The organism is Corynebacterium tuberculostearicum SK141 (assembly GCF_000175635.1).
Lineage (GTDB): Bacteria > Actinomycetota > Actinomycetes > Mycobacteriales > Mycobacteriaceae > Corynebacterium > Corynebacterium tuberculostearicum_C.
This window is the reverse complement of sequence record NZ_ACVP01000012.1, coordinates 174648-199175: the sequence shown is the minus strand read 5'-3', so window position 1 is coordinate 199175 and position 24528 is coordinate 174648. Positions and strand designations below refer to the sequence as shown.

24 protein-coding genes are annotated in these 24528 nt (G+C 58.9%); 10 read left to right on the top strand and 14 right to left on the bottom strand.

Annotation, left to right across the window (positions count from 1 at the left end):
- Positions 1 to 19 precede the first annotated feature (19 nt).
- Complete coding sequence (locus tag CORTU0001_RS04420; protein ID WP_005327702.1) at positions 20 to 712, top strand: LysE/ArgO family amino acid transporter; 693 nt, start codon at positions 20 to 22, stop codon at positions 710 to 712.
- Between the two features lie 18 nt (positions 713 to 730).
- Here the strand turns inward: CORTU0001_RS04420 and CORTU0001_RS04415 are convergent, their stop codons facing one another.
- From CORTU0001_RS04415 to gatB, 4 genes are all read right to left on the bottom strand, one after another.
- Entirely contained in the window at positions 731 to 1801 is a 1071-nt protein-coding gene (locus CORTU0001_RS04415) for an aldo/keto reductase (RefSeq protein ID WP_005327693.1), read from the bottom strand.
- A gap of 17 nt (positions 1802 to 1818) precedes the next feature.
- Positions 1819 to 3246 (bottom strand): YkvI family membrane protein, encoded by a 1428-nt coding sequence (locus tag CORTU0001_RS04410; protein ID WP_005327691.1) that lies wholly within the window; start codon positions 3244 to 3246, stop codon positions 1819 to 1821.
- Positions 3247 to 3448: 202 nt separating this feature from the next.
- The gene (locus CORTU0001_RS04405) at positions 3449 to 4501 is read right to left on the bottom strand and encodes an NAD(P)-dependent alcohol dehydrogenase (RefSeq protein ID WP_005327690.1); all 1053 of its coding nucleotides are present in this window, start codon (positions 4499 to 4501) and stop codon (positions 3449 to 3451) included.
- Positions 4502 to 4638: 137 nt separating this feature from the next.
- Complete coding sequence (gene gatB / locus CORTU0001_RS04400) at positions 4639 to 6144, bottom strand: Asp-tRNA(Asn)/Glu-tRNA(Gln) amidotransferase subunit GatB (protein ID WP_034668145.1); 1506 nt, start codon at positions 6142 to 6144, stop codon at positions 4639 to 4641.
- A 57-nt stretch (positions 6145 to 6201) separates the two neighbouring features.
- Here gatB and CORTU0001_RS04395 point away from each other — a divergent pair, with 57 nt between their 5' ends.
- Positions 6202 to 6987: a DUF4261 domain-containing protein gene (locus CORTU0001_RS04395; protein ID WP_005327688.1), complete on the top strand. Its 786-nt coding sequence runs from the start codon at positions 6202 to 6204 to the stop codon at positions 6985 to 6987.
- 13 nt (positions 6988 to 7000) lie between these two features.
- Here CORTU0001_RS04395 and CORTU0001_RS04390 read toward each other — a convergent pair whose 3' ends face one another.
- The 3 genes from CORTU0001_RS04390 to CORTU0001_RS04380 all read right to left on the bottom strand — a co-directional run bounded on the left by CORTU0001_RS04390 (position 7001) and on the right by CORTU0001_RS04380 (position 10481).
- Positions 7001 to 7969 carry a bile acid:sodium symporter family protein gene (locus CORTU0001_RS04390; protein WP_005327687.1) on the bottom strand — a complete coding sequence of 323 codons (969 nt, stop codon included), beginning with the start codon at positions 7967 to 7969 and terminating at the stop codon, positions 7001 to 7003.
- A gap of 79 nt (positions 7970 to 8048) precedes the next feature.
- Positions 8049 to 9080: an ATP-dependent 6-phosphofructokinase gene (locus tag CORTU0001_RS04385; RefSeq protein WP_005327686.1), complete on the bottom strand. Its 1032-nt coding sequence runs from the start codon at positions 9078 to 9080 to the stop codon at positions 8049 to 8051.
- Positions 9081 to 9104: 24 nt separating this feature from the next.
- Entirely contained in the window at positions 9105 to 10481 is a 1377-nt protein-coding gene (locus CORTU0001_RS04380) for an MFS transporter (RefSeq protein ID WP_034668144.1), read from the bottom strand.
- Positions 10482 to 10528: 47 nt separating this feature from the next.
- Here CORTU0001_RS04380 and CORTU0001_RS04375 point away from each other — a divergent pair, with 47 nt between their 5' ends.
- Positions 10529 to 10852 (top strand): hypothetical protein, encoded by a 324-nt coding sequence (locus CORTU0001_RS04375; protein ID WP_005323344.1) that lies wholly within the window; start codon positions 10529 to 10531, stop codon positions 10850 to 10852.
- 73 nt (positions 10853 to 10925) lie between these two features.
- On the opposite strand, the gene CORTU0001_RS04370 is transcribed toward CORTU0001_RS04375, so the two are convergent.
- From CORTU0001_RS04370 to gatC, 3 genes are all read right to left on the bottom strand, one after another.
- The gene (locus CORTU0001_RS04370; protein WP_005327683.1) at positions 10926 to 11420 is read right to left on the bottom strand and encodes an META domain-containing protein; all 495 of its coding nucleotides are present in this window, start codon (positions 11418 to 11420) and stop codon (positions 10926 to 10928) included.
- 86 nt (positions 11421 to 11506) lie between these two features.
- Positions 11507 to 12994, bottom strand: coding sequence for an Asp-tRNA(Asn)/Glu-tRNA(Gln) amidotransferase subunit GatA (gene gatA / locus CORTU0001_RS04365; RefSeq protein WP_005327682.1), 1488 nt, complete (start codon positions 12992 to 12994; stop codon positions 11507 to 11509).
- Positions 12995 to 13315 (bottom strand): Asp-tRNA(Asn)/Glu-tRNA(Gln) amidotransferase subunit GatC, encoded by a 321-nt coding sequence (gene gatC / locus CORTU0001_RS04360; protein ID WP_218840749.1) that lies wholly within the window; start codon positions 13313 to 13315, stop codon positions 12995 to 12997.
- A gap of 180 nt (positions 13316 to 13495) precedes the next feature.
- On the opposite strand from gatC, the gene CORTU0001_RS04355 reads away from it, so the two are divergent.
- Positions 13496 to 14155, top strand: coding sequence for an ACT domain-containing protein (locus CORTU0001_RS04355; protein ID WP_005327680.1), 660 nt, complete (start codon positions 13496 to 13498; stop codon positions 14153 to 14155).
- A 10-nt stretch (positions 14156 to 14165) separates the two neighbouring features.
- Here CORTU0001_RS04355 and ligA read toward each other — a convergent pair whose 3' ends face one another.
- Positions 14166 to 16235, bottom strand: coding sequence for an NAD-dependent DNA ligase LigA (gene ligA, locus CORTU0001_RS04350; protein WP_005327679.1), 2070 nt, complete (start codon positions 16233 to 16235; stop codon positions 14166 to 14168).
- A 45-nt stretch (positions 16236 to 16280) separates the two neighbouring features.
- Here ligA and CORTU0001_RS04345 point away from each other — a divergent pair, with 45 nt between their 5' ends.
- The 4 genes from CORTU0001_RS04345 to CORTU0001_RS04330 all read left to right on the top strand — a co-directional run bounded on the left by CORTU0001_RS04345 (position 16281) and on the right by CORTU0001_RS04330 (position 19944).
- Positions 16281 to 16952: a 3'-5' exonuclease gene (locus CORTU0001_RS04345; RefSeq protein WP_005327677.1), complete on the top strand. Its 672-nt coding sequence runs from the start codon at positions 16281 to 16283 to the stop codon at positions 16950 to 16952.
- A gap of 40 nt (positions 16953 to 16992) precedes the next feature.
- Positions 16993 to 17490, top strand: a complete 498-nt coding sequence (locus CORTU0001_RS04340) for an ArsR/SmtB family transcription factor (protein ID WP_005327675.1) — start codon at positions 16993 to 16995, stop codon at positions 17488 to 17490.
- Positions 17490 to 18482, top strand: coding sequence for a serine hydrolase domain-containing protein (locus CORTU0001_RS04335; protein ID WP_005327674.1), 993 nt, complete (start codon positions 17490 to 17492; stop codon positions 18480 to 18482). Before CORTU0001_RS04340 ends, CORTU0001_RS04335 begins: the two co-directional genes overlap by 1 nt.
- Positions 18483 to 18822: 340 nt before the next feature.
- Complete coding sequence (locus tag CORTU0001_RS04330; RefSeq protein WP_005327671.1) at positions 18823 to 19944, top strand: ATP-binding protein; 1122 nt, start codon at positions 18823 to 18825, stop codon at positions 19942 to 19944.
- On the opposite strand, the gene CORTU0001_RS04325 is transcribed toward CORTU0001_RS04330, so the two are convergent.
- On the bottom strand, positions 19941 to 20855 hold the full coding sequence (locus CORTU0001_RS04325; RefSeq protein WP_005327669.1) for a uroporphyrinogen decarboxylase/cobalamine-independent methonine synthase family protein: 915 nt from the start codon (positions 20853 to 20855) through the stop codon (positions 19941 to 19943). The two genes, CORTU0001_RS04330 and CORTU0001_RS04325, sit on opposite strands and share 4 nt — an antisense overlap.
- A 77-nt stretch (positions 20856 to 20932) precedes the next feature.
- Here CORTU0001_RS04325 and CORTU0001_RS04320 point away from each other — a divergent pair, with 77 nt between their 5' ends.
- The gene (locus CORTU0001_RS04320; RefSeq protein ID WP_005327668.1) at positions 20933 to 21301 is read left to right on the top strand and encodes a PH domain-containing protein; all 369 of its coding nucleotides are present in this window, start codon (positions 20933 to 20935) and stop codon (positions 21299 to 21301) included.
- On the opposite strand, the gene mnmA is transcribed toward CORTU0001_RS04320, so the two are convergent.
- The gene (mnmA, locus tag CORTU0001_RS04315) at positions 21294 to 22379 is read right to left on the bottom strand and encodes a tRNA 2-thiouridine(34) synthase MnmA (RefSeq protein ID WP_034668141.1); all 1086 of its coding nucleotides are present in this window, start codon (positions 22377 to 22379) and stop codon (positions 21294 to 21296) included. The two genes, CORTU0001_RS04320 and mnmA, sit on opposite strands and share 8 nt — an antisense overlap.
- 94 nt (positions 22380 to 22473) lie before the next feature.
- Between mnmA and CORTU0001_RS04310 the strand changes: the two genes are divergently transcribed.
- On the top strand, positions 22474 to 23310 hold the full coding sequence (locus CORTU0001_RS04310; RefSeq protein ID WP_005327665.1) for a spermidine synthase: 837 nt from the start codon (positions 22474 to 22476) through the stop codon (positions 23308 to 23310).
- Here the strand turns inward: CORTU0001_RS04310 and CORTU0001_RS04305 are convergent.
- Complete coding sequence (locus CORTU0001_RS04305) at positions 23291 to 24451, bottom strand: glycoside hydrolase family 25 protein (RefSeq protein ID WP_005327663.1); 1161 nt, start codon at positions 24449 to 24451, stop codon at positions 23291 to 23293. The genes CORTU0001_RS04310 and CORTU0001_RS04305 overlap by 20 nt on opposite strands.
- Positions 24452 to 24528 lie beyond the last annotated feature (77 nt).

The following is a 24528-nucleotide window of genomic DNA, read 5'->3' as shown; positions in this document are numbered from 1 at the left end:
GCAATTCACACTAGAAGGCATGTCCATCGTGCTTGCTGGTTTCTTCCTGGGATTATCGCTCATCGTGGCCGTCGGTCCGCAAAATGCCATGCTGCTCAAATACGGCATCCGCCGCGACCACATTGGCCTCATCATTGTCGTCTGCGCGCTTTCCGACGTCATCCTGATCACCTCCGGCACGGCCGGCGTGGGCTATTTGGTAGAAAAGTTCCCCAACGCCCTGCAGGTTTTGAAATATGTTGGCGCCGCTTACCTGGCATATTTCACCTTTACCTGCTTCCGCGATGCGCTCAAGACCAAAGGCGAGGCCATCGAGGTGGAATCCACGCAGCCGAAGGTACCGCAGGAAGTCGCTTCCTTCGATGGCTCTCAGGCACGCAACACGACCAAGACCGCAACTCGCGTCGAGATCAAGCGATCCCCCTCCTGGGTTAAGCCGCTGCTTACCGCCCTGGCCTTAACGTGGCTTAACCCAGGCGCCTACGTGGACGTAGTGGTCATGCTCGGCAGCATCGCTAATCAATATGGCGAATCGGGGCGCTGGCTTTTCGCCGTGGGTGCAATCTGCGCCAGCTTCACTTGGTTCCCCTTCATCGGCTTTGGAGCGGCGCGCTTTTCCCACGTGCTGTCCCGGCCCACAGTGTGGCGCTGGATTAACTTCGGCATCGGCGTCATCATGATTGGCCTAACGCTCAAGTTGCTCCTGCTCTAGGGCCGGGATTCCGCCCGCCTAGTTGCCGCGCACGCGCGACGCAGTGGCGCCGGCCCAGCGATTGATGCCGGCGTCATGGGCGGCGTCGTCAATCGCAGCCAGCTCCTCCGCGCTGAAGTCAAGGTGATCCAGCGCGCCCAGATTGTGTTCGAGCTGCTCCACCGAAGAAGCACCCAACAGCGCCGAGGTAAGCGTGCGATCACCTTGATCACGCAGCACCCACGAGATAGCCATCTGTGCCAGAGACTGCCCACGCTGGCCTGCAATATCGTTGAGCGAGCGGATCATGGAAAGGTTTTCCTTATTGAGCCAGTCCTTTTCCAGGGTCTTATTCTTCGCCGCACGCGAATCTGCGGGGATGCCGTCGATATAGCGGTCCGTCAGCATGCCCTGCGCCAACGGGCCGAAGCCGATGACGCCTAGGCCGCTGCGCGCCGTAACATCAAGCAGCGACTCGCCGTCTTCGCCCGGGCGCTCAATCCAGCGGTTCAAAATGGAATAGCTGGGCTGATGAATCAGCAACGGGCAGCCTTCATCTTCCATAAACTCCACGGCCTCTGCGGTGAGCTCCGGGCCATAGGAAGAAATGCCCACATACAGCGCCTTGCCGGAAGCTACGATATCGCGCAGCGCGTACAAGGTCTCCTCCAGCGGGGTATCCGGGTCCGGGCGGTGGTGGTAGAAGATGTCCACATAATCTAAGCCCATGCGCTTCAGGGAAGCGTCCAAGGAGCTCACCAAGTACTTGCGGGAGCCACCAAAGCCGTAGGGCGAATCATTCATCACCCAGCCGGCCTTGGAGGAAATGATCATTTCATCGCGGAAGGGGCGGAAATCGCGGGCGAAGATGCGTCCGAAGTTGTCCTCGGCGGCACCTGGTTCAGGGCCATAGTTATTGGCCAAATCGAAATGAGTAATCCCCCGGTCATACGCCGCGCGCAGGATGTCGCGCTGCGTGGCCAGGGGACGGTCGTCACCGAAGTTCTGCCATAGGCCAAGGGAAATGGCCGGCAGCTTCAGCCCAGAGTTGCCTACTCGGCGGTACTCCATCGAATCATAACGGTCAGATGCGGGTGCATAGATACTCATAGCACCCCATTGTCCGCTTAATTCTTGGAATTGTCAGCCTTTGGTAGCTCCTCATCTTCCTCAGGGTCGCCGGATGCGCCGGTTTCTTCGACCCACTTTTCAATTTCTTCCGGGGTGCGGTCAGTTTCTACCGCATCACGCTCGGTGTAGTAAGAGTGGTCGTGGCGGTTTTCTTCGTACTTTTCCTTGTCAAAGTCCACGTCGTCGTCACCATCGAGCTCTTCGGTGACTTCCTCCACCAGCTCATCGTAGAGGGCCTCATTGTCCATATTGGAGTCCTCGATGTGCTGGCCAATCTCATCGTCGTAGCGCTCGGCGTCGTAGTCCTTGTCTGGGTGCAGCTTCAGGTGCATGAGGGCACGCACGCGCTCACGGCGCACAGCCTCATCCTGGATTTGAGACTGGCTGCGGAACCAAGCAAAGACCAAGATGGCCACCATCAGAATGCCCATGTAGCCGATGACTGGGTAGATGTAGTTCATCAGGGTCTTAAAGCCGGCGAAGGACACGGCGAACCCGGCCAAGCAGCCAACGATAAAGATAACCGGGAAGCGCTTCTCATGGCCGGCAGATAGGCGCTTGCCCAGCGCGTAGAACATGCCGATAGCGGTATTGAAGATCATCATGTAAATGATGACCGCCATGATGGAGCCGAGCGTCGGGTTAACGCTATCTACCAAAGACAGCATCGGAATATCGGAGCCTTGTGCCTTGTCCGAGTTCATCAGCAAGGAGAATCCGGCAAGGCCCATCATGATGGAGTAGATGACGCCGCCTACAACGCCGCCCCAACCGGCCTCGCGTGGGCTGATATTGTCGCCACCGATAACCAGGGACATGGACACGGCGAGCATCAGCGCCAGGCCGTTGTAATTGAGTGCGGAAATGAGCCAGTTACCAATCGGGGTGTCGATCTGGCTGGAGGCGTCCATAGCGGCGCCGATGTCATCCGGCATATTGAGGCCGGTGTAGATGGCCACGCCGATGACCGCAATGATGATGGTCGGCGTTACGGCACCAATAACCTTGGATACCTTGTCCACGTCGAGCATGCCGACAATCAAAACCAAGACCAGCATGAGCGTGGAGCCGATCCAAGTCTTCCAGCCAAATTGCTGCTCCATATTGGAACCCGCGCCAGCCAACATCACAAAGCCAATAGCAAAGAGGGTGATGATGACCGCGATGTCCAGCAACTTGGAGACGATCGGGTGGGTGACATTGCGGAAAACGGTGTTGTGCTCAGAAGCGTGGAAGTAACTGCCCAGCTGCAAGAACACGGTACCGGCAAGGGTCATGATGAGTGCGGCGATAATGATGCCGGGAATACCCCAAGAACCAAAGGCAGTGAAGTACTGCACCACCTCTTGGCCCGTGGCAAAGCCGGCGCCCACCAACAAGCCCACGAAGGACATGGCAATGGCGATAATGTTTTTAGAAGACACGGTTGCCTAACTTTTGTAGCGAATATCTCTCGCATACTGGTGCGCGCGGCCCCTTGTCCCCCACTCCCCAGCACGTGGGTCCCACAACACCGGTATGCGTTCCTTAAGGAATGGTACGTAAGTGACCCGTTAAACACCTACTGACACATACCGATGTTGTGATAAATCACATTTGGTGATTAGGCGAAATCAACCTAACGCTTTAGTCGTCGAAGGTCGCGGTATCAATCACGAAGCGGAACTTTACATCGCCTGCCACCACGCGCTCATAGGCGTCATCAACATCGTTAACGCCGATCTTTTCAATGACGGCGCCGATACCGTGCTCGGCACAGAAGTCCAGCATCTCCTGGGTCTCTGCAATGCCGCCGATGTTATTGCCCGTAAGCACCTTGCCGCCGCCGACGAGGCTGCTCATATGGATCCCCAGCTCCTCCGGCGGAAGTCCGACAACGGACATGATGCCGCGCGGCTTCAGTAGCTGCAGATAGTCATCGAGGGAGTACTGGGCAGAAATGGTGGACAGGATGACATCGAATTCGCCGCGGTGGTTGGCAAAGAAGTCTTCCTCTTCACCGGTGGCCAGAATATGCTTCGCACCCAGCTCATAGGCTTCCTTTTCCTTGCGCAGGGAGCGGGAAATTACGGTTACTTCCGCACCCTTTGCCGCAGCGATCTGCACACCCATGTGACCCAAGCCGCCTAGGCCCACTACGGCAACCTTGTCGCCTTCCTTGACCTGCCAGCGAGCCAGCGGCGAATAGGTGGTGATTCCGGCGCACAGCAGCGGGGCTGCGACATCAAAGTCGATACCCTCCGGAATGGTGCACACAAAGTTTTCGTTGACGACTACCTTCTGGGCGTAGCCGCCTTGGGTAATGGTGCCATCTACGTCTTCGGAGTTATAGGTGCCCACATTGCCATTCAGGCAGTTCTGCTCCTGTCCGTTGCGACACTGTTCGCACTCGCCACAGGAGTTGACCAGGCAGCCAACGCCAACGCGGTCGCCGACTTTAAACTTCGTGACCTTATCGCCCACGGCTTCCACGACGCCGGCAATCTCGTGGCCCACCGTCAGCGGGAAGTGGGCTTGACCCCATTCGTTGCGGATGGTGTGAATATCGGAGTGGCAGATGCCCGCAGCCTTGATATCAATGACCACGTCGTCTTCGCGCGGATCGCGGCGCTCAATTTCTACGACCTTGAATGGAGCTTCAGGGCTTTCCTTTTGCAATACTTTGCTCTTAATTGTCATGCCCACGACCCTACGCTTAACCCCACTGACCTCGCCTAACGAAAATTATCACCAGTTCCGGCAGGGAAGGAAAACCAAAAAGCCAGCCACGTCCCTTCGGTTGAAGAGGGATAAACGCGGCTGGCTATGTGGGGGTCTTAGTTCAGCTTCTCTGCGATGAGCTTATTGACCTGGCCCGGATCGGCCTTGCCCTGGGTGGCCTTCATGACCGCACCCACGATGGCACCGGTGACCTTCTTATTGCCGGCACGGTACTTTTCCACGATGTCCGGGTTGGCGGCCAGCGCGTCATCTACGGCCTTCTCGATGGCGCCGTCATCGCGCACAACCTCCAAGCCGCGCTTCTCGACGACCTCGTCGACGTCACCCTCGCCCGCCAACACACCATCAACGGCCTTGCGTGCGAGCTTGGTGGTCAGCTTGCCCTCATTGACGAGCGCGATAACGCGCGCCACGTGCTGCGGGGTAATGGACAGACCAGCAAGATCGGTCTCCTGCTCGTTGGCCTTGCCGGCCAGGTAGGAAACCCACCAGGAGCGCGCCTCGTCCGGCTTCGCGCCGGCCTCAACGGTATCCACGATGAGGTCGAGGGCGCCGGCGTTGACCAAGTCGCGCATCTCCTCATCCTTAATGCCCCACTCTTCCTGGATGCGCGCACGGCGCACCCATGGCAGCTCCGGAAGGGTCTGGCGCAGCTCTTCTACCCACTCGCGCGGTGCGATGACCGGCGGCAGGTCCGGATCGTTGAAGTAACGGTAGTCCTCCGCCGTCTCCTTTGGACGACCTTTGGAGGTGGTGCCGTCGGCCTCTTGATAGTGGCGGGTTTCCTGATCAATGGTGCCGCCATCTTCGAGCACCTGCGCCTGGCGCTGCATTTCGAAGCGAACCGCCTGCTCCACGGAACGCAGGGAGTTAATGTTCTTGGTCTCGGTGCGGGTACCAAACTCTTCCTGGCCCACCGGGCGCAGGGATAGGTTGGAGTCCACACGCATAGAGCCTTGATCCATGCGGGCGTCGGAAACGCCCAAGGCTGCAACGAGCTCACGCAGCGCGGAAACGTAGGCCTTAGCCACCTCGGGCGCGCGCTCACCGGCGCCAATGATCGGCTTGGTAACGATCTCAATGAGAGGAATGCCCGCACGGTTACAATCCACCAGGGATGCCGTGGCGCCGTGAATACGGCCGTCTGCACCACCGAGGTGGGTCAGCTTGCCGGTGTCTTCCTCCATGTGGGCACGCTCGATTTCCACGCGCCACTCGGTGCCGTCTTCCAGTACAACGTCCAGGTAGCCGTCATAGGCAATCGGCTCGTCGTACTGGGAAATCTGATAGTTCTTCGGCTGGTCCGGGTAAAAGTAATTCTTGCGGGCAAAGCGAGAGGACTCCGCAATGGAGCAATTAAGCGCCAGGCCAATCTTGATGGCGCCCTCCACGCCCTTGGAGTTAACTACCGGCAGCGCACCGGGCAGGCCCAGGGAGACCGGGTCAACGTTGGAATTAGGCGCTGCGTTGAAGTTCGTAGGAGAGGTAGAAAACATCTTGGTTTCCGTATCCAGCTCTACGTGGACTTCCATGCCCATTACCGGTTCGAACTTTTCTAGGACCTCATCGAAGTCCATCAGGTCATACATCGCAGCAGTCATGCGTGCCATCTTAATACGTCGATGCGCCCGCGCGCTCACGCCCCTAAGCTGAATATTATGACTACACCACATAGCGTTGATGCCGCGCTTATCGATGCCCCTTTGATCAACATCGCAGTCTTCCGCACTGCCCCTACCCCTGAGGAGGTAAGCGAACGCCTGACCACCACTTTTGGCGATCGCCTGGGAGATATCATGCCGGGCAAGAATCCGGGAAGCATCATGGTCGAGCTTGATGATTCCTTCCTATTGCACTACCAAGCCGTCGATACCCCTCCCACTCGCGATAGCTATGGCCTCCACCCCATTTTGAGCGCGGATGCCCGCGGCCTCGATTCTGCCACCGCACAAATCCTCGTGTCCGTGCTTCCCCAAGAGACCGAACATGATCGCGCGAAGCAATTCCGCGAGGCCCGCCGCGATCACCTTGAACTGCTCTCCAAGGCCACTGCGGTGGTAGCCGAGCACCCCGACTGCTTGATTGTTCACAACCCCCGCGGAAACGTATCCATTGCGCCGAATACATTCCTCGAGGCCGTTCGAGACAACCTTGCCCCAATGCACATCGCTCCGGTGTGGCTTACCCAAAAAGAAAACAAAATCTTGGGCTATACCGTTGGGCTGGTCCAAGCCGGACACCCCGAAATCCAGGCGGCCACCGAATCCATGGATCCCACCGATCTGTATTACAAGCTGGCCAATATCGCAGACCACGTGCTCCAGGGCGCCACCGTCAAAGACGGCGACACCCTATCTTTCGAGCAAGGCCAGCCACCCCTGACCGTGCAGAAAGAACCCTGGTTTGTAGACGAATCCTATCCTGCGGTCACGATTAATTTATAGCGGGTTCCCGGTCCTACTTCCGGGAATCCGAATAGCGGCAGATGGCTGCCAGCACCGCACCAGAGAGGTTGTGCCACACCGAAAAGACGGCACCTGGCAGGGCGGCCAATGGGTTCATATAGGTCGATGCCAGGGAGGTGGCCAAGCCGGAGTTTTGCATGCCCACCTCGACGGCCATGGTGCGCCGCGCGGCGATCGGCTGCTTGGTCAGCATTCCGGCCAGGTAGCCAAAGCCGTAGCCGCAGCCGTTGTGGATTACCACTGCGGCGAAGACGAGTACGCCTGCGGTAGCGATGGTGTCGTGCGCGCCGCCGACCACGATGCACACAAGGGCCGAAATGGCCGCAACCGAGATCCACGGCAGCGCCGCGTTAATCTTTGCCACCACGCGCGGAACCAGCATTCCGATGAGAATGCCGGCGACAACCGGAATGAGCACGACCTTCACAATGGACCACGCCATGGCGGAGGCAGAGACCGGCATGTACTCCCCTGCCAGCCACAAGGTCAGCACTGGGGTAAGGACCGGCGCCAACAGGGTGGAAATGGACGTCATGGTCACCGACAGAGCCACATCACCGCGTGCAAGATAAGACACCACGTTGGAACTCGTGCCGCCGGGCGCGCAGCCCACCAGGATGACACCGGCAGCTACAGCATGGGGAAGATCCATCACCGCGACCACCAGCAGCGCCACCAGCGGCATGATGACGAACTGCGCCAACACTCCGATGAGAACGGGCAGCGGACGGCGAGCCACCAAGGCAAAATCCACCGGCTTGAGGGTTAGGCCCATACCGAACATGACAATACCCAGCAGCGGGGTGACCTGCGGGGCGAAGGAAGCTGCGGTCTCTGGCGCGAGGTATCCCACCACGCCACCGATAATCACGAGCACGGGAAAGCCTAGCGCTGCAATAAGTGCTTGACGGTCTTGTGCTGAGGAGGGCGCAGCGTTCGCCTCCACCCGATTATCTGTCATACTATCGATACTCATAGGCAAAAGAATACGCTCCCACTCAGTGGGAGCGCTATCTTAATATTCGGAACGCAGTATGCCTCTAGCCAAAGAGCGCCTGGGCGTTGCGATAACGCGATTCCGGTACCGTCTTCAGCGTACCCACGGCATCTTCCAACGGGACGAGGTCAATATCCTCACCATGGAGGGCAACACACATGCCAGACTTGCCTTCGTGGATGGCGCGCGCTGCGTGCACGCCGTAGCGAGTAGCAAGCACGCGGTCATAGGCCGTCGGCGTGCCGCCGCGCTGGATATGCCCCAGCACGGTCGTACGCACGTCATACCCGGTGCGTGCCTTGATTTCATCGCCGATTACCTGGCCGATGCCGTTGAAAGTCTGGTGCCCAAACTGATCGACGCCGCCGGCCTCGAAGTCCATAGTCCCCTCCTTCGGGAGGGCGCCTTCTGCCACGCAGATAATGCCGTACTTCTCGCCCATCTGGAAGCGGCGTTCCATCGCCTTCGTAATCTCCGCGATATCAAAGGGCTCTTCCGGTACCACGGTGTAGTGCGCGCCGCCGGCCATGCCCGCGTGCAGGGCAATCCATCCCACGTGGCGGCCCATAACCTCCACGATCAGGATGCGGTTATGGGACTCTGCGGTGGTGTGCAGACGGTCGATAGCATCGGTGGCCACAGAAACGGCGGTATCGAAACCAAAGGTGTAGTCGGTGGCGTTAACGTCATTATCAATGGTCTTCGGCACGCCCACTACTGGCACGCCGTTATCAGAAAGCCACTTTGCGCCCTTGAGGGTACCTTCACCACCGATGGCGACAAGGGCATCCACCCCGGCATCCGCCATGTTGGACTTAATCTGGTCAAGGCCGGCCTTGAACTTATCCGGATGCAGGCGGCCGGTACCCAGGATGGTGCCGCCGCGCAACAAAATACGGTCGATTTCCGCATCGTCATAAAGATCGCGGCGGCGGTCTTCCATCAGACCGACCCAGCCGTCTTCATAACCTACAACGGTATCTCCAAATTCATTGGACGCGGTACGCACTACCGCACGGATTACAGCATTGAGGCCGGGGCAATCGCCGCCGGACGTTAAAACACCTAGACGCATATCTACCAATCTAGCGCGCGATTTTTAGGCCTGCAGAGTGTCCCTAAAACCTAGGGCAGAAACCAGGCCCACCACCAGCGCAGCCACGATGACGAGCAGCGAATTAATAATTGCCGCCTCTGGGTTACCCGTTTGCATAACTGCGGATACCAGGGCAACTCCCACCACGGAACCCACCTGGCGGGAGGTGTTATACACACCGGAGGCAGCGCCCATAAGCTCCGGCGAGATATCGCGCAAGGTGGTAGCTGCGTTGGAACCCCAAATGAAGGACTGTCCCACGCCGAGCCCGGCAATGGGCAGACCGAGGACCCACGGAAGGGCGTCGACCTGCATGACCCACCATGCCGCAAGGAGCGAAAGTATCAGGATGGAAAATCCCAACACCCCCAGGATCCGCGGGTTAACATAATCCGCCATGATGCCAGCGAGCGGAGATATCAGGAGAGACACCAGCGCCATAGGAGCCACGATGATGCCGGCTTCGCCCGCGGGCACTCCCTGCATGGTCTGCAGCCACAACATAATGGGGAGCATCACCGCGGCAGCCATAAACCCCATTGCGATGATGCCTACCGAGCCCGCCAAATAATTGCGGTCACTAAATAGCGCCAGCGGCACCAGCGGACTCGACCCGCGGGCCTGGGCAGTTGCCTGCAGTCGAATAAACCAGACGCTAGCGGCAACTCCGGCGAGCAGGATCAGCCAAATGGTCCATCCCCAGCCAAGCACCGGGCCCTGCTGAATACCAAAGACGATTGCCGCCAAGGCGATGAGCGAAACGATGGCCGAGGGCGCATCGATAGACTGCGCGGTCGTGGGTAGCTCAGGCACCCACAGCAGCGCGAAGATAATGGCTAGCACCACGAAGGGAACGTGTATCCAAAAGGCGGCCTGCCACCCAAAGTGCCCGACCAGAAAGCCACCGGCGAGTGGGCCGGCAAGTGCAGCTACCGAGCCGATGACGCCCCACACGCCCAATGCGCGCCCACGGCGCTCACGCGCGAAGATGCGATTGATAACGGACATGGTCTGTGGCATCTGGAGGGACGCACCCACGCCCTGCACCGCACGCGCCGCAATGAGCACTTCCACAGTGGGCGCCACGGCACACGCCACCGCACCCAGCCCGAAAATGCCCACGCCCAAACAAAACATCCGGCGCTGGCCTAAAACATCGCCCAAGCGGCCGGCAAAGAGCAGCGGCACCACCACAGCCAACAAATAGGCCGCGGATACCCACATGGTGTGGTTTACCCCCGCGTTCAGCTCGCGTTGCAGGTCAGGCAGCGCCACCGCCACCATGGATTGGTCCAGCAGGGATACAAAGAATCCGAGGGACAATGCAAACATGGCGCGCCATGCTTGGCGCTCGGGCGGCAGATGCGTCTCCACAGTCATGGCCTTAGAGTCTAGCGGGCCGAGGAATGTCGACCTAGACTGGTCACATGTCCATGATCGATATTAAAAAGCCCCAAGACGTTTCTACCGCCACCACTGTCACCCTCGGCCTTATCGGTGGCTGGGTCACCGCCCGCGAGACCGGCATTCGCCCGCTGGGCGGCGTAATCCTCGCCGCTGCCGGTGTATGGGCGGGGCGCTCTTGGGCCAAGAAAACCACCCCGGCTACCACCGCCGGCCTGTGCGCACTCTACGTGGGCGCATTCGGCGCCTCCCACCCGCTGGCCAAGAAGATCGGTGCGTGGCCGGCGGTACTCAGCGTCACCGCAGCCTCGGCGGGCGCGGCTTATGCGCTTTCCGACGCCAAATAGTCCCCACCCACACCAATGCGCACCACGTCCCTAGACATGGTGCGCATTCTTTTATCCTGCGTGCCGCTAGTTTCTACTTGGCCACCGTGAACTCAACCGCAGCATCCTCGCTGCCCAAGGCAACGGTGCCGCCGGGGAGGTTATAGAAGGAGGGGTTGGAGTCGAGGAGGCCACGAAGGGCGTCGGAAAGCTGCTGCGTATGCTCGTCGCAAGCCGCGCGGGTGGAGTTGAATTCGCCCACGCTGATGGTGCCGTCCTTAGCCACCTCGTAGGTAGTGGTGTAGATATTGCAGCCATCATTGACTACCAAGGTGCGGTCCTTGGCAAAGGTGACGCTCAGCTTGCCATCTTCCTTGACGGAGTGGAGCTCGCCGGTGATGGTCTGGCCTTCCACGTGAGGCTCCAGCTTCTCGGGACCCTCCGGGAGCGGAGAAATCAGGTCAGACTGAGTCGGCGCGGTCATGCTAAACCCCGGATCGATGTCGGGGACCTGCGCGGCGTTGGCGGCACCAGCGCCCATCAGTGCAGCGGCGGACAACGAAAATAGTGCGGTCTTTTTGAAATGCATGCCCAATAATTTACCCCCGCCGAATATAAATTCAACGGGGGTAAAGAAATCCTTATGGAATCGTCAGGGACTCCACAGGCGGCGTTTTACTTATCGCGGCCAGCCTCGTAGGCAGCGCCCACCTTGTAGAGGCGGTCATCCTCGAAAGCCGGAGCCATGATCTGCAGGCCGGTGGGCAGGTTGGTATCGCTAGCCAAACCGGAGGGCACAGACATGCCGCACAGGCCGGCCAGGTTCAACGGCAGGGTGCACAGGTCAAAGTTGTACATTGCCATCGGATCCTCGGCCTTCTCCCCCAGCTTGAATGCGGTAGTCGGGGTGGTCGGGGAAACGAGCACGTCAACCTGCTCGAAGGCGCGGGCAAAGTCCTGCGCAATGAGGGTACGCACGCGCTGCGCCTGCAGGTAGTAGGCGTCGTAGTAGCCAACGGACAGCGCATAGGTGCCCAGCATGATGCGGCGCTTTACCTCGGGGCCAAAGCCCTCTGCACGGGACTGGGACATGACCTGCTCCGCGGAGTGGGAGCCGTCATCGCCAGCGCGCAGTCCGTAGCGCATGCCGTCGAAGCGGGCTAGGTTGGACGAGACCTCACACGGCATGATCAGGTAGTACGCCGCCAGGGCGTCATCGAAATGGGGGCAATCAACCTCAACAATATCGGCACCCTGCTCGCGCAGCTGATCGACGGCAGCGTGGTAGTTCTCCATCACGCCTTCCTGCCAGCCATCGCGCTCAAATTGCTTAATAAGACCGACCTTGACACCAGAGAGGTCACCCTTGGCGCCTTCGCGTGCGGCGGCGACAACCGGTGCTACCGGCTTATCCACGGAGGTCGCATCGAAAGCATCATGGCCAGCGATAACCTCGTGCAACAGCGCGGTATCCAGGACCGTGCGGCCACAGGGGCCGGCCTGATCCAGGGAAGATGCAGCAGCAATAAGGCCATAGCGGGACACGGTGCCGTAGGTTGGCTTAACACCCACAGTATTGGTCAGCGCGGCTGGCTGGCGGATGGAGCCGCCGGTATCGGTACCAATGCCGAGTGGCGCTTGGCCGGAAGCGAGTGCAGCTGCGGTACCGCCACCCGAGCCGCCCGGGGTGCGCTCGGTGTCATAAGGGTTATGAGCCGGACCAAAGGCAGAGTTCTCATTAGAAGAACCCATGGCAAATTCGTCCAGGTTGGTCTTGCCCAGGATCGGAATTCCGGCCTCGCGCAGACGCTTAGTCACGGTGGCGTCGTAGGGAGAAACGTAGCCTTCCAGCATCTTGGACGCTGCGGTGGTCGGCGCATCGGTGGTAACGAGCAAATCCTTCAGCGCCAGGGGCACGCCTGCCAGACCAGAAGCAGGCTCTTGGCCGGCATCGAGAGCCTTATCCACGGCGTCGGCAGCCGCGAGGGCTTCTTCCGCCCCCACGTGCAGGAAGGAATTAAGCTCCTCATTGGTCTCTGCGATGCGATCCAGGAAGGCCTGAGTAACCTCGCGGGAGGTAATCTCGCGGGAGTGAATCTTTTCCGCCAACTCGGCGGCGGTCAGGGAGGTCAAGCCCTCCGCAGGAACGGTCAGGTTAGACATTTATTCTCCTCCCAAAATCTGTGGCACGACGAAGCGCTCATCTTCTACGGCCGGCGCCTGATCCAAAGCCTGTTCTGCAGTAAGGGTGCGCACAATAACGTCCTCGCGCATCGGGGCGTCCACGGAGTGCGGGTGACTCATCGGCTCCACACCCTCGGTATCCACGTTTCCTACAGCGGAAACGGAATCAACAATTTCATCAATCTGCGTTGCAAACTGGGCTAGCTCTTCCTCACTGAGGGCCAGGCGGGAAAGCTTGGCGAGGTGGGCTACCTCATCACGCGAAATCTCAGACACGCGAACTCCATCCTTTATCTGCATAATCGACATGCGGGTGAAAAATATTCACACCATGCATGTACTATGTGAATTGCTAACGACCCATGGTACTGCACCTACCGAGACGGCTGCCGCGTCACCCCAAATTTGCGTTGCTTGAAGCCCGCATTGTGACGCACGTATCATGTTTGGGACTACAAGCTACCGAAAGCGTGCGAGACCATGTCCTTTTTGATCCGTGTACTGCTCCCCGATGCCCCTGGCAGCCTGGGCCAGCTTGCCGACGCCTTTGGACTCGTCGACGGCAATATCCAATCGGTCGATATCGTAGAAAACTTCCCCGACGGCACCGTTATGGACGACATCGTCATTGAGCTGCCCCAAGGCACCATGGCCGATGTGCTTATCACCGCCGCCTCCTCCGTCGACGGTGTGGAAATTGACTCCATCCGCCCGTTTAGCGGCCGGGTAGACCGCCGCGGCCAGATCGAGCTGCTCGCGCGCGTAGCTCATGCCACCAATGTCACTGCGGCTATGGAAGAGGTTGTCGCGGCTATCCCGAAGGCACTCACCTCCACCTGGTGCATCGTCATTGACAATAACGAGCCTATCCGCCGCCTGGCCTCCTCCAACGCCGCCCCGGAAGATGACGGCACCGTTCCTCACGACATTGAGGTCGAAAGCGCCCGCGTCCTCCAGCCCGAGCGCGACGAGTGGGTGCCGAAAAGCTGGTCCCTGCTTGACTCCGCACTCGCCGCCGCCCCACTCGGCGATACCGGGTTGGTCATCGCCATGGGGCGAACCGGCGGCCCTGACTACCTCGCCTCCGAGGTCGAGCACTTGGGCCACATCGGCACTATCTTGGGCAGCTTCCTGAAGTAAGTGAAGCGAATTAGACTTCGCCGGTTTCTAGTAGTTGCTGGAATTGCGACTCGTTGAGAATCGGGATGTCCAGCTCGCGAGCTTTATCCTCCTTCGAGCCGGCGTTTGCACCTGCTACTAGATAGGAGGTTTTCTTCGACACCGAACCGGTGGCCTTGCCGCCACGAGAGACAATAGCTTCTTTCGCGGAATCCCTGGTGAAGTTCTCCAAGCTGCCGGTAACCACAATGGTCAAGCCCTCGAGGGTCTGCTCTTTGTGTTCCTCGGCCGCTACCTCCATGGCCACGCCCGCAGCAGCCCATTTGTCCACAATCGTGCGGTGCCAATCCACCTCGAACCAATCGTGGAAGGATTGCGCGATGGTCATGCCGACGCCATCGACCTCTGCAAGCTCCTCCGTCTTCGCAGCGCGCAGCTTGTCCATGGATCCATAGCGGGAAGCAAGCGCCCGAGCCGCAATCGGGCCCACGTGACGTATGGACAGCGAGACCAAGACGCGCCAGAAGTCGCGTCCCTTGACCTCCTCCAGGTTGTTTAGCAAATTCTGGCCAGCCGTATTGACCTTGACGTTGCCCTCCTTCTTGGAGCGCTTGTCTTTGGTGTCCTTCTTTGCGGTATAGACATCGGAGGCCAAGAGTTTTTTCGCAGTGAGCTCAAAGAGCTCCGACTCATCGACGAGGATGCCGTTGTCGATCAGATCCATCGCGCCCTTTTCGCCCAAGGCCTCAATATCCAGCGCCTTGCGGGAGGCCAGATACTCCAACCGTGCCGAGAGCTGCGCCGGGCAGGACTGCGTATTGGGGCAACGCCAATCAGCATCGCCGTCCTTCTGCGGGGCCAATTTCGTGCCGCACGCAGGACAGTTCTCTGGGAAGGTCCACTCATGCTCGCTACCATCGCGCTGCTCGCGCACCGGCCCGAGGACCTCCGGAATAATTTCGCCCGCCTTGCGGATAATGACGGTATCCCCAATGAGCACGCCCTTGCGCTTGACCTCGGATTGGTTGTGCAGGGTAGCCATCTCCACCGTAGATCCGGAAACGAAGACTGGCTCCATCACTGCGTACGGGGTTACTCGCCCGGTGCGACCAACACCCACCTCAATGTTTTTGAGCTTCGTGGTCACTTCCTCCGGCGGATACTTGTAGGCAATGGCCCAGCGCGGTGCGCGGGAAGTCGCACCCAGCGCGCGCTGCGACGCCAAGTCATCCACCTTGACCACGAGTCCGTCCATTTCAAAGATGGCGTCGTGGCGGTGTTCTGCCCAGTGCGCTACCTCGTCCTGAACCTCTTTGGCCGAGTGCACCTGCTTGGTATACGGGGAAACGGGTAGCCCCCAAGCCGCAATCGCCTTATAGGCATCGTGCTGTGAGGTGGGCGAAAATCCCTCGCGCGCGCCCAAGCCGTGGCACACCATCTTCAGGCGGCGCTTTTTCACCTCGGCGGAATCCTTCATGCGAAGTCCACCGGCCGCGGCATTGCGCGGGTTGGCAAATTTATCTTTGCCATCAGCCGCGCGTTCCTCATTGATCTCCTCGAAGTCCTCGGGGCGCATGTAAACCTCACCACGGATCTCGATAAGCTCTGGGACAGGGTATTCAGCAGTTCCCGTAAGCTCATGCGGAATATCCTCGATTACGCGGGCATTGGCGGTGATCTCCTCGCCCACCGTGCCGTCGCCACGAGTAGCAGCGGTGGTCAAGCGCCCATTGCGATAAACCAAGTCGATAGACAAGCCATCAATCTTGAGCTCGGTGAGATAGGTCTTAGCCGGAGTTCTATCCAACCAATCCTGCATCTCGCCAGCGCTAAAAACATTGTCCAAGCTCATCATGCGCTCAAGGTGCTCGATATCTTCGCCGACGCTCGGGGCAGCACCCACCTGCTGGGTGGGCGAATCAGGCACGGCGAGCTCTGGGTGCTCTTCTTCTAGCGCAAGAAGGCGCTGGAAAAGTGCATCAAAGTCGGCGTCGGGAATAGCCGGCTCACCGTTGTAGTACAGGTTGCGGTGGCGGCGCACTTCCTGCGCGAGGTCATTCCATTCACGGTGCAGATCAACTGGATTAGTCACGCTGCCCAAGTGTAGCTATCCCTCGTGTCGGGGCTAGCTACTAAGGTATGGATCATGAATTTCGACGCCTCCCGCATGCTCGCCTTCGACCTTGAGACCACCTCGGCCAACCCTAAAGAAGCCCGCATTGTTACCTCTGCCCTAGTCCGCATTGACGGTCGTGATGTGCAAAAAGTAGAGCACCTTGCCGATCCCGGAATCGAAATTCCGCAGGAAGCGACCAATGTCCACGGAATCACTACGGAAAAGGCCCGCGCCGAGGGCCGCCCGCACGAGGAGGTGCTGAAGGATACGGTCGAAGCAATTAAAGCCGCATGGGAGGATGGCCTGACGCTGATCGTCTACAACGCAGCATTTGATCTCACCGTATTGCGCAGCCTCACCGGCGATTTTACGGTGACCGGCCCGGTCTATGACCCCTACGTAATTGACCGTGTCAGCGATAAGTGGCGTAAAGGAAAGCGCACCCTTGGCGCCGTGTGCGAGCACTACGGCGTTGAGCTTGGCAATGCTCACGAAGCTACTGCCGACGCCCTCGCGGCCGCCCGCGTGGCCTGGAAGCAGGTTCGCCAGCACTACCCCAACCTGGCACAGATGGATGATAACGAGCTCATGGAGTTCCAAGCCGTCAAGTGGTACGAGGACCGCGTCGCCTTCAAGAAGTACTTGGAAGGCAAGGGCCGCGATGCCTCGGATGTCTCGACGGCGTGGCCGCTAATTTCTTAAACTCATTGCCAAAGTTCTAGAGTTTTGGAATTCTAGAACTATGGAATCTATAGAATCCCGAGTTTTAGCCCTCGAGAAGCGCGTCGCCAAGCTCGAAAATCCCACACCAACTCAGGCGGAAGCTCCCACAGGCGAGTCCACCATGTGGCTTGCGGACGCCCTCGAGCCTTCTGAAGAGCTTCCTGAAGGGTCCGTAATCTTTGGCGGCAACCTCACTATCGGTGAGAGTTCCTATATCTACCAATGGCAGCGGCCAACTGAAGCAGTTACACATGGCGACTGGTCCGACAACCTCGACCGCCTTGCCGCTTTGGCCCACCCGATTCGTGGCGACATCCTGCGCCGGCTCCTTACCGCACCGGTCAGCGCCACAGAACTTGTCGAAGAAGAAATCGTCACGTCTACCGGCACGGCCTATCACCACCTGAGCGCCCTCACTAGCGCGGGCTGGACCACCAAAACAGGCGGAAAATACTCACTTCGCCCTGCCCGAGTGATTCCCCTCCTGACCATCATTACCGCAAGCGAGGCTCACTAATGCGCAGAATAGCCCTCGCCGCCGTCGTAGCCGTGGTATCGGCCGCCTTCTTACTCATTGTTGGGCCCCAGCGAATCTCGATAGCCGATACCGCAACCGGAGATCCAGAACTCTCCACACACCTACGGGAACACTCGGAAGCTGGTTTCAACAACCTCACTGCCTTTACCCTTGATCAGGGAAAAGCCACCTTCGCCGGACTCGGCGCCAATGAACACACCGAGGTAGAAATCGGTTCTGTCACTAAGATGTTCACCGGAGAAATTGCCCACCAACTGGCAGAAGAGAGAAAGATACACCTCGACACCACGATGGGTGAAGTCCTCGAGGTCGGTGACTCACCAGTCTCCGACGTAACAGTTCGGGAGCTACTCGATCACACCTCGGGTTTACCCAGACAGGCAAAAGCCATGACTTTCTCATCTGCTGTCTCTAGCATCACCGGTTCAAACCCGTACGCAGGTGTATCCACACAAGACATCGTAGATTCAGCAACCGAATCGGATCTTGCAGATCGTGGCACAGAATCCTATTCCAATTTGGGATACGCACTGCTCGGCCACGCCTTAGAAACGGCTGCCGATACGCCATACGAACAATTACTCCACGAGAGAATCCTAAAGCCCGCCGGAATGAAGGAAACCTACCTCATGACACCAGGTTCCGTCCCCGACGAAGCCCCTCGCGGACTCACAGCCGCAGGCCGAGAAGCTGAACCTTGGGAAATGGAAGGTTGCTCCGCCGCAGCGGGAGCTCTTCGGTCCACCGCTCATGACATGGCAGCTTTCGCTACATGGTTTATGGAAAATGGCGACACTAGCTATGGATGGCAAGAGAATGATGACGGCAAGAGCTTTTGGCACAACGGCGGCACCTACGGTTACTCCACAATGCTCATCATTGACCCGAAGGAAAATCGCGCTGCCTTCGCAAATAATGACTCACCAGCAGGAACTGAAGACCTCGCAGAAGCGCTTTTCGAGAGGATTTAGGAAACCACAATGCTCCTCACATTAATCCCCGCCGCTATTACCGCATCCGAGCTCTGGTCTGCATGGAAGACCCTAAAGAAGCCAGTTTCCTCCCCTTTGCTGGTTATAGACGCAATATTCACGATCGCCATCATTACTCTTGTCGGCATTGCAATGCCGTGGTACAGAGCAGTAGATTTTGGATGGTGGTACGCGATTGTAGTCACTGGCTCTCTTCATATCGGTGCCATCGCTTGGCGCCTAGGCTCTCTCCACAGTAAGAAACCTACAAAGTCTCCCAAATCTCCACTTCGAGCCGAAAGTCTCCCAAATCTCCGGCAAAACGGGTTACACTAGCCGCATGGACAACCCATTCCGCCCGACATTCGGCGCCCCTCCCCTGTTCTGGGTCGGACGCGGCATCGTGCTCGATAGTTTCCGCACTGCCCTCGATGGCTCGGCAGGCAATGCCTCCCGTTCCATGGTGCTAAGCGGAGCTAGGGGCATCGGCAAAACGGTCCTTATCAACGAGTTGGAAGATATAGCTGAAGCGCACGGTTGGGTAACGCTACGCGCCTCTGGGCGCTCCACCATGGTGGAGGAACTGGTCAACACCACGATTCCGAGGCTTCTCGAGCGGCTTTCGCCCAGCGATAAGAAGAAGATCAGCCGCATCGGCATCGGCGGCGTAGGATCGATTGGCTTCGACCACCAGAAGGAAGACCGCTTCACCCCCACGTTGAATACTCGCCTACGCGAGCTTTCCTCCGAGCTGAAAGGCACCGGCATCCTCCTCACCATCGACGAGGTTCAAGACGCCGACGTCGAAGAGCTCACTACCATCGCCGTGGCCTACCAAGACTTGGTGCGCGATGAAATCGATATCGCATTGGTGGCCGCTGGTCTGCCGCAGGGGGTCAACCACTTGCTGGACCTGCCCGGGGTAACCTTCCTGCGCCGGGCCCAGAAATACGTGCTCGGCCCCTTGTCGCCGGCCAATGCGAAGCAGGCCCTAGAGCATACGGCTTCGGGGTCGGGGCTGGAGTTTAGCCACGAAGCGATTACCGACGCCGCCGCGCTCACCCGCGGCTACCCCTACCTCGTGCAATTGGTCGGCTCACTGGCGTGGGAGCGCAGTCGCCGCAACCAAGAAGGCGGCATTTCCCAGCAGACAATCACCTCTATCGCCCCAGATGCAATATCGATCATGGGCGCGCAGGTGCACCAGCCTGCGACGCTAGCCCTGCCGCCGGCGCAGCGGGAGTTCCTGGAAGCGATGGCCGCAGTCGAAGTCGATGGCATCGCTACTATCGCAGACATCGCGGGCCACATGGACCGCACGGTGCGTTCCTTGTCGGCCACCCGCCAGCGGCTTATCGACGCCGACCTCATCGAACCCACCGCACATGGCAAGCTGCGCTATGTCATTCCCTATATGGGCGAATACTTCACCACCACGGATAGCCGCGGGCGCGTCGATTAAAGATCGCCGGCGTCGCGGATGAGGATGCCCGCCACCTCAGCGGCAAAAGAATAGCTGTGCGCGGACTTTTCCACCGGCCACGGAAAGATATCAACCTGTCCTGGAATTAGCTCCCGCGACAAACCCATGCGGTCAAAGTGCTGTGCAATAGCAATAGCTTCCGTGCGAGCATCGTGCCCTGCCACACCCAATCCGACGCGAGCGCCACCATCAATCCACTGCCCCAAGCCATCGAGATGCTCTGGCGAGGCTAGACCAGCGAAATCGAGCAGCACCGTTTTCGCTGCTACTTCCCATAGTGGCTCGCGAAGCCTTAAGTAATCCGCGCCAAACTCCGCAAGTGTCGCATTGACCTGGTCCGCGGGAACAGCCCTAATCGTATCGAAGTCGGTGGTGCCTGGAAGGGTGCCTGAAAGGACGTCGGCAAGCAGGGGCTCGTCCAGCTGGACACGCACTTCTGCCCCAAAGCGCTGTGCCACCTGCGCCGTGTGTTCCTGAATCCCGGCCAATAGAGCACCACACAGGTCCCGGAACGCACCCGAATCAGTAATCGCGCGGTGCCCGTTTCCTAGCTCCACAGCGGCCGCCAAACTCCACGGGCCTACCGCTTGGACCTTGATGCGCGGAACTGACTCGCCCCACACCTCCTGAATCTCGTCCAGGTCCCGGCTCAACTGGTCGCCAATCCGATGCGAGATGAGCTGCGGCCGATCACTGAGTACCCACGATCGTGGTCCGCGGTCAATGGAGACTGCTTCCAACAAGCCCGCTGTTCGCCCAATGGCCCCAGCGTGAATCCCGCGGTCCGGCAACTGCGGAAGGTGCGGAAGACCACCCGTCTCCCCCATCACGATGTCTGCCGCCTCACTCATGGAGTATCCCGGCATGGGGCCTAAGCCAAAAGCGTCCATATTCACCTCGGCGCTAGTATTATTTCTCAGAATTATCTATTCGATACGCGACGTATCACTTGGAAAGGAACCTTACTATGGGCGTGGAAAAATACTCCGGCTGGACCTTCTACAACGAGTGCGAAATCCCTCAGGACATTTCCACCGTCTTGGCTGACCAGGAATATCCTGTCTGCGCTTTCAAGACCGTCCGTGATGCCGCCGTATTTACCAATAGGCGCCTCATCATCCGCGATGCCCAAGGCCTTACAGGCAAAAAGGTAGAGATGTACTCCCTGCCCTATTCCTCCATCACCATGTGGTCCACGGAAAACGCCGGAAAGCTCCTTGACTTCAATGCGGAGCTACAGCTGTGGACTAGGGCCGGCGAGTTCAAAATCAACATTGGCCCCAATATCGATGTGCGCGCCCTAGATCGGCTCATCGCCAACTGCGTGCTTAATTAGTTCCGCAGATGGTGCCGGAGCCGATGACGATGTCTCCCAGCTCGTCCGGCGAAGGCAAGTACAGCACCGCTGCTTGGCCGCGGGCGACACCAGATAGCGGCTCCTTGAGTTCGAGGCGCATCTCGTCCGCCTCGCGGTCAACGTGGGCGATACAGGGCACTACGGAGCCGTGTGCGCGCACCTGAACCTCGCACTCAAAGTCCCCATCCATGCCTGGGTGGAGGTACTTCAGGAGATCGGCCTGGATAGAGGTGACGGCCAAGTCCTCGCGGGCACCGACGGTAACCGTTCCGGTAGCAGCATCAATATCGGTGACGTAGCGGGGGCGGCCGTCGGCAGCCGGCGCCTTGATGTCTAGGCCCTTGCGCTGGCCGATGGTGTAGTTCCATGCGCCATCGTGCTCTTTGAGCTCCGTGCCTTCTTGGTCCACGATCATGCCGGGGCGCAGCCCAATGCGGGCACCCAAAAACGCCTGCGTATTTCCGTCTGGAATAAAACAGATGTCATAGGAATCTGGCTTCTTCGCGGTGGAAAAGCCATGGGCCGCAGCCTCTTCACGGATCTGCGGCTTGGGGGTATCGCCGATGGGGAAAAAGCAATGCTCCAACTCCTCGGCCGAAATCACGCCGAGCACATAAGACTGATCCTTATTCTCATCCAAGGAGCGGCGCATATAGCCGTCCTCGTCGATAGTGGCGTAGTGGCCCGTCGCAACCGCATCGAAGCCAAGCGCCATGCCCTTTTGCAGCAGCGCCCGGAACTTTATCTTCTCGTTGCAGCGCAGGCAGGGATTGGGCGTCTCGCCGCGGGCGTAGGAATCCACGAAGTCCGTGATGACCTCTTCTTTGAATTCTTCCGAAAAGTCCCAGACATAAAAGGGAATGCCCAGCTTATCGCAGATGCGGCGGGCATCGGCCGAATCCTCCAATGAGCAGCATCCGCGGGCCTTTTCCCTGGTCTGCTGTGCGTCTTTGTGCAGCGCGAGGTGAACGCCAATCACCTCGTGGCCGGCTTCTACTGCACGCGCGGCGGCAACCGATGAGTCCACGCCGCCGGACATGGCAACCAATACTCGCATTGTGCTCCCCATTTCACCTTGACTACAGGCCCGAAAGTCTACTCCCTAGCCCCAACGCGGTTTAAATCGAATCCATTCCCTAAGCTTGTGTGACATGGGCAGAAAGCGAGCTTCCACCGATCCGGGAATCACCGGCACCTACGAGATTTCTACCGGCACGGCCGAGGTGGTGCAGGATGAGTTTCGCGACGGTGCCTATATTCTCAACGTTAATGGCGTGCCGAGCAGCCACATTGTGCTCGGCGAGCCAGAAGAGCTGGAGTTCGAGTACATGCGCTGGATTGCGGCGGCGGTTGAGCGCCTCAATACTCAGCCCGCGAATAAGCTTCGCGTCACCCACTTGGGCGGCGCGGGATGCTCCCTTCCGCGCTACTTCGCCAGCAAGCTTCCAGGCAGCCGCCACACGGTGGTCGAACTCGACACCAAGTTGGGCGAGTTGGTGCGTACGCTTTTCGACGTCCCCCGATCCCCCACCGTCAAAATCCGCGCCGGCGAAGCACGCACAGAAACCGAGGGGTTCCTTCCGTCCAGCCGCGACATCATCATCCGAGATGTCTTTGCCGGCGACAAGACACCAGCCAACCTCACCACCGTGGAATTCTTTCAGGCTGCAAAGCAGTCGCTGGCGCCGGGTGGCCTCTACGTAGCCAACTGCGGAGACCATTCCGATCTACAGCTGGCAAAGAGCGAGCTGGCGGGCCTCGATCGAGTATTTGACCACCTCGCCGTCATCGCGGACCCACCGATGCTCAAGGGCCGGCGCTACGGGAACATCATCCTGGTAGCCTCAGATACAGAAATGCCAGCCGAGGGCTCCGTCGAAGCCGCTCAGCTGGCAAAGGCACTCCTTGGCGGGGCCGTGCCCGCCCATTACAAAGACGAGGCCTGGACCCGCGCGTTTTTCACCGGTGCTACTGCAGCACTCGATTAAGCAGCGTAGCCACCTGACCCGCATCAAAATCAGGAACATCGGCGCCGGCGTTCTTGGCGGCATTCTTAGCTTCCGATACCTCCGACTCGGAGACGTTGCCTGACTTAACATTGTTCACGTGACCGGCATTGTCCAGCAGGATAGCTAGGTCACTGACGGAAAAGTTGCCCTTGGCCATATCACCCAGGTCCTCCACTGGAAGGGCATCCTTGTCTTGCAGGGTCTTTACGAAGGCAGCCAAGCCCTCCGCTGCTTCGGGATCGAGGCCGGACTTTTCGGCGGCGTCGGCAAGCTGCGGAATCGCAATCAGCCCCGCCGCCAGGGCCAAAATAGCACCGATGAGCGGCGTACTATCGGAGCTCAAGTCAAGCCCATCGCTCACAACCAGCTGTTCTAGCGCGCCGCCGACGTCAACGTAATTGCCGTCGCTGAAAGTCTGCAGCTGCTGCTTGGAACCATTAAACAGGTTCATGTCGACATCGGTAGAAATGCCTGCTACCTTGCCAGAACCAGAACGCTGCCAGAAAGATAGCTCGTTCCATCCGCCCACCGCTTCAGGTGCTTGGTCCTGATAGGCGGCGAGCCACAGTGGCATATCCGAGAACTTCTGGGAGTTATTCATCTGCCCCATCCAGAAGTACTTGTAGGTGTAGATCATGGGCGTGCGACCGGTAAGACGCTTGAGCTCGCTAGTAAAATCTTCAATCCACTGCTCCAGCTGTGCCGCAGACTTCCCTTCCGTCACCTCGATATCAAGTGCAGGAGGCAATGTCTGATTCGGGGCAAGGGCGATCTGTGCCGCGAAGTTGGCCGCCTGAGTCTTGGCGTCGCCAGCCGGACGTGCGTAGTGGTATGCACCGGTCTTGAGTCCAGCAGCATTAGCCGCCTGAATATCCTGTACGTAGTGGGGGTTTACCCAATCCCCGCCTTCGGTAGCCTTCACAAATGCAAAGGACTGTCCGTCGGAACGCACTTTAGACCAATCGATGGGCGTACCGCCCGGATGCTGGTGCGCCGCCACGTCAATGCCCTTAGGTGCACCAAAGCTCACCGCCTGGGCAATGGCGGTACCACTTACAGCTAGTGCAGCCACGGTAACTACCGCAGTGATGCTCTTTCGGAGTGCTTTCTTTGAAGTCATGCGCGTGAGTCTAGCAACGCCTTCACTCCTGTCACATCTTTAACACGCACCACTTGAAATAATTTTCTTTACTTTCA

Bases quoted from the DNA above. Each gene is read 5' to 3' on its own strand.
- CORTU0001_RS04420 (WP_005327702.1), top strand. From the start codon at position 20: ATGTCCATCGTGCTTGCTGGTTTCTTCCTGGGATTATCGCTCATCGTG.
- CORTU0001_RS04415 (WP_005327693.1), bottom strand. From the start codon at position 1,801: ATGAGTATCTATGCACCCGCATCTGACCGTTATGATTCGATGGAGTAC.
- CORTU0001_RS04405 (WP_005327690.1), bottom strand. From the start codon at position 4,501: ATGACAATTAAGAGCAAAGTATTGCAAAAGGAAAGCCCTGAAGCTCCA.
- gatB (WP_034668145.1), bottom strand. From the start codon at position 6,144: ATGACTGCTGCGATGTATGACCTGATGGACTTCGATGAGGTCCTAGAA.
- CORTU0001_RS04395 (WP_005327688.1), top strand. From the start codon at position 6,202: ATGACTACACCACATAGCGTTGATGCCGCGCTTATCGATGCCCCTTTG.
- CORTU0001_RS04390 (WP_005327687.1), bottom strand. From the start codon at position 7,969: ATGACAGATAATCGGGTGGAGGCGAACGCTGCGCCCTCCTCAGCACAA.
- CORTU0001_RS04385 (WP_005327686.1), bottom strand. From the start codon at position 9,080: ATGCGTCTAGGTGTTTTAACGTCCGGCGGCGATTGCCCCGGCCTCAAT.
- CORTU0001_RS04380 (WP_034668144.1), bottom strand. From the start codon at position 10,481: ATGACTGTGGAGACGCATCTGCCGCCCGAGCGCCAAGCATGGCGCGCC.
- CORTU0001_RS04375 (WP_005323344.1), top strand. From the start codon at position 10,529: ATGTCCATGATCGATATTAAAAAGCCCCAAGACGTTTCTACCGCCACC.
- CORTU0001_RS04370 (WP_005327683.1), bottom strand. From the start codon at position 11,420: ATGCATTTCAAAAAGACCGCACTATTTTCGTTGTCCGCCGCTGCACTG.
- gatA (WP_005327682.1), bottom strand. From the start codon at position 12,994: ATGTCTAACCTGACCGTTCCTGCGGAGGGCTTGACCTCCCTGACCGCC.
- gatC (WP_218840749.1), bottom strand. From the start codon at position 13,315: ATGCAGATAAAGGATGGAGTTCGCGTGTCTGAGATTTCGCGTGATGAG.
- CORTU0001_RS04355 (WP_005327680.1), top strand. From the start codon at position 13,496: ATGTCCTTTTTGATCCGTGTACTGCTCCCCGATGCCCCTGGCAGCCTG.
- CORTU0001_RS04345 (WP_005327677.1), top strand. From the start codon at position 16,281: ATGAATTTCGACGCCTCCCGCATGCTCGCCTTCGACCTTGAGACCACC.
- CORTU0001_RS04340 (WP_005327675.1), top strand. From the start codon at position 16,993: ATGGAATCTATAGAATCCCGAGTTTTAGCCCTCGAGAAGCGCGTCGCC.
- CORTU0001_RS04335 (WP_005327674.1), top strand. From the start codon at position 17,490: ATGCGCAGAATAGCCCTCGCCGCCGTCGTAGCCGTGGTATCGGCCGCC.
- CORTU0001_RS04330 (WP_005327671.1), top strand. From the start codon at position 18,823: ATGGACAACCCATTCCGCCCGACATTCGGCGCCCCTCCCCTGTTCTGG.
- CORTU0001_RS04325 (WP_005327669.1), bottom strand. From the start codon at position 20,855: ATGGACGCTTTTGGCTTAGGCCCCATGCCGGGATACTCCATGAGTGAG.
- CORTU0001_RS04320 (WP_005327668.1), top strand. From the start codon at position 20,933: ATGGGCGTGGAAAAATACTCCGGCTGGACCTTCTACAACGAGTGCGAA.
- mnmA (WP_034668141.1), bottom strand. From the start codon at position 22,379: ATGCGAGTATTGGTTGCCATGTCCGGCGGCGTGGACTCATCGGTTGCC.
- CORTU0001_RS04310 (WP_005327665.1), top strand. From the start codon at position 22,474: ATGGGCAGAAAGCGAGCTTCCACCGATCCGGGAATCACCGGCACCTAC.
- CORTU0001_RS04305 (WP_005327663.1), bottom strand. From the start codon at position 24,451: ATGACTTCAAAGAAAGCACTCCGAAAGAGCATCACTGCGGTAGTTACC.